Genomic DNA, 11,142 nt, shown 5'->3' with positions numbered 1-11,142 from the left:
ACCCGGCTGGGTTTTTTGTGTGTCCGAAAGAAAAGCAGGTGAAAGGTTAGGAAAGAGCCGTGGGGGAGTGAGTGGTGGATCGTCAATAGAACGTGCTTGGCAGGAGCCTTATCCTTGTCCACCTCACACCTCACACCTCACACCTCACACCTCACACCTCACACCTCACACCTCACGATCTAGCCCTTCACTATTCAGCCCTCACGTTAATTACCCAATATGTGTCAAAATGCTCTTCTCAAGGAGGATTGCCATGACACAAATGCGCTGGGACCAGTTACTCTCCCCACGTCGTCTCCACGATCAACGCCCGAGCAATACACGTGAAATTGGGCGTAGTCCCTTTCATAAAGACCACGACCGAATCGTATTCTCTGGTTCATTTCGTCGGCTGGGACGTAAAACTCAGGTACACCCATTAACAGAAAATGACCATATTCATACGCGGCTAACCCACTCACTGGAAGTTGGCTGCGTAGGCCGTTCTCTGGGCATGATTGTCGGCGAGTTACTTCATGACCATTTGCCAGATTGGATTACGCCTGCCGATTTAGGCGTTATCGTACAAACTGCCTGCCTGGGCCATGATATTGGTAACCCTCCCTTTGGCCATGCCGGGGAGTATGCCATTCGCGACTGGTTTCGCCGTGCCCAGGGTAGTGGCTTGCTGGATGGTCTCTCTGAAGCCGAGCGTGAGGACCTGTTGACCTACGAAGGCAACGCTCAAGGCTTTCGGGTAATTACCCAGATTGAGTATAACCAATTCAATGGCGGTATGCGGTTGTCGGCCGCCACGTTAGGTACGCTGCTTAAATATCCCTGGACCGTACGCTATGGCGGTCGGGCAGGTAAGTTCGGTTGCTATCAGTCTGAACAGGCGCTGCTAACCGAAGTTGCTGAAGCGGTAGGCTTGTTGCCCCAAGGCGAGCAGCGCTGGTGTCGTCATCCTTTGGCCTGGCTGGTCGAGGCCGCTGACGATATTTGTTATGCCTTGCTGGATCTGGAAGATGGCCTGGAAATGGGCATTCTGCGTTACGAAGAAGTCGTGGAGATTCTTCGCCAGGTGGCAGGGGAGTTCCCACCTGAATATGAGGAGATGCAGAGCCGCCAAGTTTCCCAGCGTCGGCGTATTGCCTTGCTGCGTGGTGCAGCCATGGAGCGGGCGGTTAACGATGTCGGGGCCGTATTTGTTCAGCACGAGCAGGCATTATTAAGCGGTACGTTAAAGGAAGATCTGCTTGAGCTTTGCCATCCAGACCTGGGCTGGGGAGTACAAGCGGCGAAACAGTTGGCTCGTGAGCGCATTTTTCAAAATGAGCGTAAAGCCAAACTAGAGATAGGCGCCTATACGACACTAGGGATTCTCTTGGAGGCGTTTATTGGTGCGGCTCACGAGCTGCACCATACCGGGCAGTCGTCATTCAAGCATCAGCGCGTACTGGCCCTGATCGGTGAGAACACGCCGTTACCCTCCTGGTCGCTTTATGACAGCTATCGACGCATGCTAGATTTTATTGGTGGAATGACCGACCACTACGCAGTGGATCTTGCCCAGGAAATGGGCGGACGGTTACGCGGCGATTAAAGGCAGATTAAACCGAAGGCTTTCGAAGGTGACGCAGCTCTACCAGCCGGGCCCGCTCCATCAGCAGATAAATGATCTTGTCATGAATAGGATCGCTCAGCGTGCCCGGCTTCAAATCGGTAAGCTGTTTGGAAAGCTGTTCGCCGCTGACGACCAGAACGTCACCCGCAGATTCAGTGGTATCGATTTCCCAACCAGGGAGTACCAGTACGCCACGTACCGGCACTGGTACGCCGCATCGCCGCTCAAGCCACTGGGTAAGCCAGCAGACCGCCTGGCGCGTTTTGTGTAAAGGGCGCCGCTCATGCCAGTGAGGAAAACGCAGACGCTCGCGTTCCACGGCTACCCGGTTCAGCTCGCGTCCGTCTGTGCCAATCGCCAGTGCGCGCGCTCGAGTTTCCAGCACAAAAACGCCGTAAGGTGTCACCACCACATGGTCGATGGTAAAGCTATCAGTAGGCACATCATGAAACACGTAGTAGGGATGCGCCTCAGGACGAATTAGGCGCTCAAGTTCCTGGCTTACCGCTAGTTCGCAGGCAAGCCCCAGCTTGAGTCTTCGAATACGTTGGTAATCACGTATCAGCAGTAGTGAAAAGGCCAGAACCAGCAGAGAGCTCAAGAGTCCGTATAAAGCCCATTCGACCCACTCCTGCTGGCTGACGAATAGCATTCGTCCCATGCCGTAAACAAGCGGCGCCAAGCTAATGATGGGACCTAGCGCTCCGTTTAGAAACAGGGTCGAAAAGGCTTGATCAAGACGCTGACGCAAGGCTTGGCCGGGTTCGCGCAGCGGCGCATCGAAAGGGGACTGGACACGCGCATCGTGCAGGCTGCGCAGCGCGATCACAATGCCGCCCATCGCGGCCATGGGGAATAAAAAGATGAGCGGTAGCAGGTATTCCAGCCAAACCATTGCAGTGCCTTGCGTTTTAGCGGCCTACCCCAACGGTAAGCCTGATAGTAAAGAGTTTGGTTATCCGCCTGCTAGCTTGACCTGATAACCTTGAGCCGTTAATACTTCGCGCAGCGTCTCACGATGATCGCCTTGAATCTCGATGACGCCATCTTTCACAGCCCCGCCAGTACCACAACGCTTTTTAAGCGTTTTAGCCAGTGTCTTCAATTCTGCCTCAGACAAAGGGATACCGCTTATCGTGGTGACGCCTTTGCCTTTACGTCCACTGGTTTCGCGGCGAATGCGCACGATACCATCTAACGTCGCAAGGCGCGCCTGTTCGTTGCTTTCCTCACAGCTACAAGCATCTAACGCTTCACGGCAGACAGGGCATGTTTTGCCATGCTCGGTTGAATACACAAGGCCGCCGAGTTGGTCACGTAAAGAGCCCATGGTTTATCCTCCAGTTGAGTGTTTTGGCATGGGCGCACGCCAAATTTCCCGATAAAGGCGTTCAACGACGGTAGGTAGCTGATGCATATTGCTGATCATGATAGCGTTTTCAGGGGTCTCTTCGACATCGGGAAAGCGATTCAAATGGATGACCGTCATGCCCGCTTCCAATGCTGCACGAACGCCTACCAGCGCATCGTCAATAGCGATGCAGTCGTATGCGTTATAGCCCATGATGCTTGCGGCATGCAGATGCAGACAGGGCTCGGGCTTCCAGCAGTTAGCGGTGTAACCGCTAAACAGACGATTACCAAAGTAGTCGCTTAACCCTGTAGTTTGAAGTGCCGTATGAATCTTGGTTTCAGGACCATTGGATACGACCGCGCTGGGGTAAGTGGCAAGCGCTGCCAGCGCCTCACCGGCGCCTGGAATCAGTGTAAGCTCTTGTGCGAGCCGGCTGGCAAGTTTAGCCCGCATCGTGCTTTCCATACGGTCGAGCTGGTCAGGGTCAACATCACCATGGCGCTGTTGAAGTTCAGCGACGATGCGTCGGAATCGGGCGCCACGAAACTCTCCTAGATAATCTGCCGGAACGAATGGCAGTCCGATGGAATTGAGTCCAATGGCCATCTCTTCGGCCAGAAGTGGTTCACTATCGACGAGGGTGCCATCACAATCAAACAACAAAAGTGGGAGCGGCATTGGGATTTCCTTGCAGCGCCTCAAACGCTACCAGTGTTGGTTAAAGCCTACCAAACGTCTATTGAACGAGATTTTTTGGCTTTTGTGAACACTGTTTTATAATTTTTTATTCGCCAGCTCCCCTGTTTTCTTGGGATACGCTGTAGCACCGTTGATGAGTAGGAGATTAAAGAATCAGACAACCCCTTAGTGCACTGTTTTTTTGTGTTTTTATGCTAACCGGCTTGAGAATCCTATCTAGCGAGCCAGTCGCTTTGAGTTGGCGCTACTACGACGGTGATAAGGCTGCATGGCCTGACGACTGGTCACCCACCAGGGCGCGTGCTGACCGCCTAGCATATTAAGAAAGGCCTTTTGCATGGCAAAGCCTGCCTCCATGCTGGCTTCAAGCTTTTCGGTCACCATGCGCTGATTTTCTTTCATCATTCTGGGGCTAAAAAATGGCTGTGTTTGCCATAGCTGGTTACGCTGGGTGATGGTTGAAAAGGACGATGTCCATAATTCAATTGCCATGATACCCACTTTCCAGACATCAAGCATGGCAACGGGCGACATGGGCATTAGCGCAGGTTGAATCGCAGATTTCATAAACAGGCTCCGAAGGTGAATATCTGCTCAGTGTTAGCCGGTTTATGCTGCAATGCAATATGTATTTATGCTTGATAGGCATGATTCATAAAAAAGACGGCCAGAGGGCCGCCTTTTAATATAAGTCACGTTCTGGCTTATTTAACTTTGGGGTCCAGCTCGCCACGCTCGTAGCGATTGAACATCTCTTCAAGATTGATCGGCTTGATCTTGCTGGCGTTGCCTGCGGTACCAAACGCTTCGTAGCGAGCAATGCACAGGTCGCGCATGGCTGTAACGGTTTCTTTGAGGAATTTACGCGGATCGAATTCAGACGGGTTCTGGGCCATGAAGCGGCGCACTGCACCGGTTGAGGCCAAGCGTAGGTCGGTATCAATGTTGACCTTGCGCACACCGTGCTTGATGCCTTCGACGATCTCTTCAACCGGTACGCCGTAGGTTTCCGGAATTTCACCACCGTACTGGTTGATCACTTCAAGCCACTCCTGGGGGACAGAAGAGGAGCCGTGCATGACCAGATGCGTGTCGGGAATGCGCGCGTGAATCTCCTTGATACGCTGGATGGACAGCGTATCGCCTGTCGGCGGCTTGGTGAATTTGTAAGCGCCGTGGCTGGTACCGATGGCGATGGCCAAGGCATCCACGTGGGTCGCTTTAACAAACTCAGCGGCCTCTTCGGGATCGGTTAGAAGCTGTTCCATATCCAGCTTGCCTTCCGCGCCAATGCCGTCCTCTTCACCAGCCATACCGGTTTCCAGGCTACCCAGGCAGCCAAGCTCACCCTCAACGGAAACGCCACAGGCGTGAGCCATCTCGACCGTACGGCGAGTCACATCCACGTTATAGGCATAGTCGGTAGGTGTCTTGCCATCTTCACCCAGTGAGCCGTCCATCATGACAGAGGAGAAACCCAGCTGAATAGAGCGCTGGCATACGGCGGGGCTGGTACCGTGGTCTTGGTGCATAACCACAGGAATATGCGGAAACTCTTCAACCGCGGCTAGGATCAAATGACGCAGGAAAGGGGCGCCGGCGTATTTGCGGGCACCTGCAGAGGCTTGAACGATGACCGGGGAGTCGGTTGCGTCCGCCGCTTCCATAATCGCGCGCATCTGCTCTAAGTTGTTAACGTTGAATGCCGGAATGCCGTAGCCATATTCGGCGGCGTGGTCGAGCATCTGACGCATGCTGATCAAAGCCATGGGATCACCTTCTTTAAGTTATCAGTGTGAGCGAGTACGAAATTTACAGTTCGATACTTTATATATTAACCGCGCTTGGCGGCGGCTTCGAGCGCGACAACGGCAGGCAACTGCTTACCCTCAACGTACTCAAGGAATGCGCCGCCGCCGGTTGAAATATACGAAACGCGATCGGCAATGGCGTATTTATCGATGGCGGCCAACGTATCACCTCCGCCAGCAATAGAAAATGCAGCACTATCGGCAATGGCCTGAGAGATTACTTCGGTACCTTTGCCGAACTGGTCGATTTCAAATACGCCGACCGGGCCATTCCACAAAATAGTGCCTGCATCTTTCAGCATGCTGGCTAGATGTGCCGCAGTCTCAGGCCCAATATCCAGAATCATCTCGTCATCGGCTACCTGGTCAACCGGTTTAACCACCGCCTCGGCGGATTCTGAAAACTCGGTAGCCACCACGACATCGGTTGGCAGCGGAATTGACACTTTGCCCATTAGTGTTTTCGCCTGGGCAACCAGATCAGCTTCATGAAGTGATTTGCCCACATTATAGCCCGCTGCCGCGATAAAGGTGTTGGCGATGCCGCCGCCTACAATCAGTTGGTCACACTTCTCGGAAAGCGCGTTGAGCACGTCGAGCTTGGTGGACACCTTGGAGCCACCCACAATCGCTGCCATTGGGCGCGCCGGATTGGCCAGTGCCTTTTCCAGCGCATCAAGCTCCTGGGCAAGCAGTGGGCCTGCGCAGGCGCTGGGGGCAAAGCGGGCAACGCCATGGGTTGACGCCTGGGCGCGATGGGCGGTCCCAAACGCGTCCATCACAAACACGTCGCATAGCGCTGCGTACTGCTTGGAAAGCTGCTCTGCATCTTTCTTTTCGCCCACGTTGAAGCGCACGTTCTCGAGAAGCACGACCTCGCCGTTTTCAAGCGCGGGCGGCGTTTCAAGGTAATCCTCGACCAGGTTGACCGGCTGGCCTAGCAGGTCGCTCAAGTAGGCAGCCACTGGGGCGAGTGAGAATTCGTCGGCAGGCTCGCCTTCGGTTGGGCGGCCAAGGTGACTCATCAGCATCACTTTGGCACCCGCCTTCACCGCCGCTTGGATGGTAGGCAGTGCCGCTTTCAGGCGCGCATCGCTAGACACCTTACCGTGCTTGATCGGCACGTTCAGGTCTTCACGAATCAGCACGCGTTGCCCTTCCAAAGGCAGGTCTGTCATTTTTTGCACGTTCATGTGAGCGGTTTCCTCGTCTTCCAGGCGGTGAACAGATAGGGGTATGGTAACCAACGCTAGGTGGTGTTTTGTTTGGAAATTACTGCTAGCCGTTGTGCAATATCGAGCATGCGGTTTGCAAACCCCCACTCGTTATCAAACCAACATAAGAGCTTGATCAAGCGTGTGCCAGCCACGCGGGTCTGCGTGGCATCAAAGATGCCCGAGCGCGGGTCGTGGTTGAAATCAATCGATGCCATGGGCGCTTCGGTAAAACCAAGCACGCCGGCAAGCTGCGTCTGGCTTGCCTGATACACAAGTTCATTGACCTCCTGTGCGCTGGTATCGCGGCGCACCGTCAGTGCGGCATCCATGGCGGAAACATTGATGGTGGGCACGCGCACGTGAAGGCATTCAAAACGCTCGGCCAGGTTAGGCATTAACCGACTGATACCCCGCGCAAGGCCGGTATCCACCGGCACGATGGACTGCATCGCGGAGCGGGTCAGGCGCAGGTCGGTCTGGTGATAGGCATCGATCACCGGCTGATCGTTCATTGCCGAGTGAATGGTGGTGGTCACCCCGTGCTCAAGGCCCAGCGCGTCATCCAGCACGGTCAATAACGGAACCAGACAATTGGTGGTACACGACGCGGCCGATAGGATTCGCTGGGAAGGCGATAGCTCGTGCTGATTGATTCCCCAGACAATTGTGGCGTCGACATCGTTTTCAGCTGGCTGTGAAAACAGCAGACGTCTGGCGCCTGCGGCAAGATGCTGCTCAGCGGTTGCGCGGTCCTTGAAACTCCCCGAGCACTCCAGCACCAGGTCAATATTCAGCGCTTCCCAAGGCAGTTGGCGCGGGTCTTTTTCGCACAGAACCTGAATACGATGGCCATTGACGACAAGCGCTTCGCCATCATTCTCGACATCGCCGGGAAAGCGGCCATGGGTGGTGTCGTAGCGGGTCAGGTAGGTAATCGTGGCCAAGTCTGACAGCTCATTGATGGCGACGACCTCAAGGGTGGGGTCGTTGCGCTCAACCAGCGCCCGCAGTACGCACTGACCAATTCGCCCATAACCATTAATGGCAATGCGATACGTCGGCGTGGTGTGCATAGAGGCAGAATTAGCCATGTAGGAAATCGGCTCTTAAAAGTGAATCAATGACCGTGGGTAATTAAGCGCATTGGCGATGATAGCGTATTTCAACCATCTACGCCTATCAGGCGCCAGGCTAGCGGCAGTATGAGAGCGGTAAAAATACCGGTAAGGCTCATTCCGAGTGAAGCAAATGCGCCCGCAGTCGGGCTGATTTCAAAAGCTCTCACTGTGCCGATGGCATGGCCGTTCAGCCCCAAGGCAAAGCCGATGATGCGCTCATCCTCAATCTTTAAAAACCGGGCGGCTAGCCCCACAAACGCAGCGGTGGCAACACCGGTAATCAGAAGAGCACCCAACAATAGCGCTACTGAGCCGCCAATTTGCTCGGTAATGCCAATCGCGATGGGAGCGGTCACGGACTTGGCGGCAATGGACGCCAAAATAAGCGGTGAGCTGCCCAATACCCAGGCAATCAGCAGGGCATAGCAAGCGGCTAGGGTGGCGGCAATGGGCAAGCAAATGGTGAGGGGCTGCCATAGCGCACGGATATGTGGCAGCTGTTGATAAAGCGGCATCCCCAGTGCCACGGTCGCGGGCCCCAGCAGAATGGTCAGCCAGCCGGCATCCTGTCGATAGGTATCATAAGACAGGCCAATTACCGCAAGGGTAGCGGCAAGCAGCAGAGACGCGATCAGAATAGCCGGTAGCCAGGTGGGCTTTCTAAAGCGTTTGAAAAGCAGGTTGCCCAACAAAAACGCCGCAAGCGTTAACCCAACGGCAAACAGCGGCGTTGCGCTTAACGTGTTTAACAGGGCATTAGCGGGCATAGTGCTTTCCCATCAGGCGTTTAAGTAGCCAAAGGGTCGTTGTCACGCTCAAAAGCGTGCCTAAAATCAGGGCAAAGAGAATGGCCGGCCATTGGCCGGCAAGCTCATCAAGGATAAAAAATACGCCTACCACACCGGGCATGATCAGCATGGCAAGCAGGGCAATCAGTGGCTGTGCAGCGGCGGCAATGCTGTTAGGCACGCGTCCTCGGATGGTCAGCGTTACGCTCAAAAGCAGCATGCCGACCACGCCCGAAGATACAGGCAAACCGGTGAAGTGGACAAACACCTCACCGATAAGCCAGTAGCCAATCAGCCATAAAAAGCCAATAAGGATGGGCATCCGTTAGCCAAGCAGCTCATTGGCTTGCTTGAGGATGTTTTCAACCGTGAACCCGAAGTGCTTGAACAGCTCACCTGCGGGCGCGGACTCGCCGTAAGTGGTCATGCCAATCACGCGACCCTCTAGGCCTACATACTTGTACCAGTAGTCGGCGTGGGCTGCTTCAATGGCGATACGCTTGGTCACCGCCTTGGGCAACACGCTTTCACGGTACTCGGCATCCTGGCCGTTGAAGCGGTAGGTAGACGGCATGGAAACCACGCGCACTGCTTTGCCCTGTTGTTCAAGTTCGGCTGCGGCGTCCATGGCCAGCGCTACTTCTGAGCCGGTAGCAATCAGGATTAGCTCGGGTGTGCCCTCGCTGTCCTTGAGTACGTAACCACCTCGCTGAATGGAGGCCAGCTGAACTTTGTTGCGTGCCTGGTGCGGCAGGTTCTGACGCGAAAGCACCAGCGCCGTGGGGCCGGAATGACGCTTGATCGCGGCATCCCACGCAGCGGCCGTTTCGACTGCATCACATGGGCGCCAGGTGTTGAGGTTCGGCGTGGTGCGCAGGCTGGTCAGCTGTTCAATCGGCTGGTGGGTCGGGCCATCTTCACCCAGGCCAATGGAGTCATGGGTAAACACGTAGATCGCCTGCTGACCCATCAACGCCGCCATGCGCACGGCGTTGCGCATATACTCCATAAAGATCAGAAAGGTTGCACCGTAAGGCACAAAGCCACCATGCAGGGCGATACCGTTCATCACCGCGCCCATGCCAAACTCACGCACGCCATAGTGCAGGTAGTTGCCGCTGGCATCTTCCGGGGTAATAGCCTTGGCATCTTTCCAGAACGTTAGGTTCGAGGGCGCGAGGTCGGCACTGCCGCCCAGAAGCTCCGGCATCTGCGGGCCAATCACGTTAAGCGCTTCAAGCGACGCCTTACGAGTGGCGATGCTGGCGCCTTTTTCCTGGGCCTGTTCGATCATTGTTTCGGTGGCAAGCTCAGCAGGCAGCTGGGCTTTCATACGCCGCTTGAATTCCCGCGCTTCAACCGGGAATGCTTCTGTATAACGGGCAAAGCGTGCTTCCCACTCCTGCTGGCGGGTTTTGCCGGCTTCGCGGGCGTCCCATGCAGAGTAGATCGGTTCAGGAATATGGAACGGCGCATGGGGCCACTCCAGCTGCTTGCGCGCCAGTGCGACTTCGTCTTCACCCAGCGGGGAGCCGTGAGACTCTTCTTTGCCTTGCTTGTTGGGAGAGCCAAAGCCGATAATGGTTTTGCAGATAATCAGACTGGGCTTGTCGTCGTTCTGCTTGGCAAGCTCAATGGCCGCCTGGATCTCTTCGGGCTTGTGGCCATCGACATTGGGCACTACGTGCCAGCCGTAGGCTTCAAAGCGTTTGGCGGTATCGTCGGTAAACCAACCTTCGACTTCGCCATCGATTGAGATGCCGTTATCGTCATAAAGCGCGATCAGCTTACCCAACTGCTGAGTGCCGGCCAGTGACGCCGCTTCGTGAGAGATGCCTTCCATTAGGCAGCCGTCGCCCAAGAAGCACCAAGTGTGGTGATCCACAATGGTGTGGCCCGGGCGGTTGAACTGCGCCGCCAGGGTTTTCTCGGCGATGGCAAAACCGACAGCATTGGCGAAACCCTGACCCAAGGGGCCGGTAGTGGTTTCAATGCCTGGGGCGTAGCCAAACTCCGGGTGGCCAGCGGTGGGCGAGTGCAGCTGGCGGAAATTCTGCAGCTGTTCCAGGCTTAACTCATAGCCACTGAGGTGGAGCAGTGAGTAGAGCAGCATGGAGCCATGCCCATTGGACAGCACAAAACGGTCACGATCGGCCCACTTGGGGTCTTCGGGGTTGTGCTTGAGGTGATCATTCCAAAGCACCTCGGCAATATCAGCCATGCCCATGGGGGCGCCAGGGTGGCCGGACTTGGCCTTCTGAACAGCATCCATGGAAAGGGCGCGAATGGCATTGGCCAGCTCAAAACGGGACGGCATGGGGTGCTCCTCGCCTGAAAACGGAAGTTATAAAGGCGCTATTGTCGCTGACTTCCCATGTGGCGGCAAATATGGTGGCAAATTCTGGTGATTGTATTCTGGGAAGCGTCGCCGACAGCGTGTAGACTCTGCCCCCCGAGGCGGCAGAGCCGCTTCCTAATATGGGCAGGGAGCCTCCTGCCGTGATTTCCTGCTGATGCTGTGGCTTATGCACAGCCGTCATACAGAGGGT

11 protein-coding genes are annotated in these 11,142 nt (G+C 55.4%); 1 reads left to right on the top strand and 10 read right to left on the bottom strand.

All coding sequences use genetic code 11. From position 1 onward, the window contains the following. Window positions 1-253: 253 nt before the first annotated feature. A complete protein-coding gene (locus ELY38_RS05400) occupies window positions 254-1,585 on the top strand; it encodes a deoxyguanosinetriphosphate triphosphohydrolase (protein ID WP_127060485.1) in 1,332 nt (443 codons plus the stop codon). Between the two features lie 7 nt (window positions 1,586-1,592). Here ELY38_RS05400 and ELY38_RS05395 read toward each other — a convergent pair whose 3' ends face one another. The 10 genes from ELY38_RS05395 to tkt all read right to left on the bottom strand — a co-directional run bounded on the left by ELY38_RS05395 (window position 1,593) and on the right by tkt (window position 10,910). Then, window positions 1,593-2,501: a nuclease-related domain-containing protein gene (locus ELY38_RS05395; protein WP_127060484.1), complete on the bottom strand. Its 909-nt coding sequence runs from the start codon at window positions 2,499-2,501 to the stop codon at window positions 1,593-1,595. 60 nt (window positions 2,502-2,561) lie between these two features. Beyond that, window positions 2,562-2,936 carry a translation initiation factor Sui1 gene (locus tag ELY38_RS05390; RefSeq protein WP_127060483.1) on the bottom strand — a complete coding sequence of 125 codons (375 nt, stop codon included), beginning with the start codon at window positions 2,934-2,936 and terminating at the stop codon, window positions 2,562-2,564. Between the two features lie 3 nt (window positions 2,937-2,939). Further along, window positions 2,940-3,638, bottom strand: coding sequence for an HAD-IA family hydrolase (locus ELY38_RS05385; protein ID WP_127060482.1), 699 nt, complete (start codon window positions 3,636-3,638; stop codon window positions 2,940-2,942). Between the two features lie 237 nt (window positions 3,639-3,875). After that, on the bottom strand, window positions 3,876-4,226 hold the full coding sequence (locus ELY38_RS05380; protein WP_127060481.1) for a hypothetical protein: 351 nt from the start codon (window positions 4,224-4,226) through the stop codon (window positions 3,876-3,878). Between the two features lie 137 nt (window positions 4,227-4,363). Next, window positions 4,364-5,428, bottom strand: coding sequence for a class II fructose-bisphosphate aldolase (fba, locus tag ELY38_RS05375; protein ID WP_126951828.1), 1,065 nt, complete (start codon window positions 5,426-5,428; stop codon window positions 4,364-4,366). Between the two features lie 65 nt (window positions 5,429-5,493). Beyond that, window positions 5,494-6,663: a phosphoglycerate kinase gene (locus ELY38_RS05370; protein WP_127060480.1), complete on the bottom strand. Its 1,170-nt coding sequence runs from the start codon at window positions 6,661-6,663 to the stop codon at window positions 5,494-5,496. A gap of 56 nt (window positions 6,664-6,719) precedes the next feature. Beyond that, window positions 6,720-7,778 carry a type I glyceraldehyde-3-phosphate dehydrogenase gene (locus tag ELY38_RS05365; protein ID WP_127060479.1) on the bottom strand — a complete coding sequence of 353 codons (1,059 nt, stop codon included), beginning with the start codon at window positions 7,776-7,778 and terminating at the stop codon, window positions 6,720-6,722. A gap of 71 nt (window positions 7,779-7,849) precedes the next feature. Continuing rightward, the gene (locus ELY38_RS05360) at window positions 7,850-8,572 is read right to left on the bottom strand and encodes an LrgB family protein (RefSeq protein ID WP_127060478.1); all 723 of its coding nucleotides are present in this window, start codon (window positions 8,570-8,572) and stop codon (window positions 7,850-7,852) included. Then, complete coding sequence (locus ELY38_RS05355) at window positions 8,562-8,915, bottom strand: CidA/LrgA family protein (RefSeq protein WP_127060477.1); 354 nt, start codon at window positions 8,913-8,915, stop codon at window positions 8,562-8,564. The genes ELY38_RS05360 and ELY38_RS05355 overlap by 11 nt, the downstream gene beginning before the upstream one ends. A gap of 3 nt (window positions 8,916-8,918) precedes the next feature. Beyond that, window positions 8,919-10,910 carry a transketolase gene (gene tkt / locus ELY38_RS05350; protein ID WP_127060476.1) on the bottom strand — a complete coding sequence of 664 codons (1,992 nt, stop codon included), beginning with the start codon at window positions 10,908-10,910 and terminating at the stop codon, window positions 8,919-8,921. Window positions 10,911-11,142 lie beyond the last annotated feature (232 nt).

It is taken from the genome of Vreelandella nanhaiensis (assembly GCF_003990185.1).
Lineage (GTDB): Bacteria > Pseudomonadota > Gammaproteobacteria > Pseudomonadales > Halomonadaceae > Vreelandella > Vreelandella nanhaiensis.
This window is presented reverse-complemented; position numbering and strand designations above follow the sequence as displayed.

Excerpts from the sequence above, each read along its gene's own strand:
- ELY38_RS05360 (WP_127060478.1), bottom strand. The coding sequence starts at position 8,572 with ATGCCCGCTAATGCCCTGTTAAACACGTTAAGCGCAACGCCGCTGTTT.
- ELY38_RS05370 (WP_127060480.1), bottom strand. The coding sequence starts at position 6,663 with ATGAACGTGCAAAAAATGACAGACCTGCCTTTGGAAGGGCAACGCGTG.
- ELY38_RS05355 (WP_127060477.1), bottom strand. The coding sequence starts at position 8,915 with ATGCCCATCCTTATTGGCTTTTTATGGCTGATTGGCTACTGGCTTATC.
- ELY38_RS05395 (WP_127060484.1), bottom strand. The coding sequence starts at position 2,501 with ATGGTTTGGCTGGAATACCTGCTACCGCTCATCTTTTTATTCCCCATG.
- ELY38_RS05365 (WP_127060479.1), bottom strand. The coding sequence starts at position 7,778 with ATGGCTAATTCTGCCTCTATGCACACCACGCCGACGTATCGCATTGCC.
- ELY38_RS05385 (WP_127060482.1), bottom strand. The coding sequence starts at position 3,638 with ATGCCGCTCCCACTTTTGTTGTTTGATTGTGATGGCACCCTCGTCGAT.
- ELY38_RS05380 (WP_127060481.1), bottom strand. The coding sequence starts at position 4,226 with ATGAAATCTGCGATTCAACCTGCGCTAATGCCCATGTCGCCCGTTGCC.
- ELY38_RS05400 (WP_127060485.1), top strand. The coding sequence starts at position 254 with ATGACACAAATGCGCTGGGACCAGTTACTCTCCCCACGTCGTCTCCAC.
- tkt (WP_127060476.1), bottom strand. The coding sequence starts at position 10,910 with ATGCCGTCCCGTTTTGAGCTGGCCAATGCCATTCGCGCCCTTTCCATG.
- ELY38_RS05390 (WP_127060483.1), bottom strand. The coding sequence starts at position 2,936 with ATGGGCTCTTTACGTGACCAACTCGGCGGCCTTGTGTATTCAACCGAG.
- fba (WP_126951828.1), bottom strand. The coding sequence starts at position 5,428 with ATGGCTTTGATCAGCATGCGTCAGATGCTCGACCACGCCGCCGAATAT.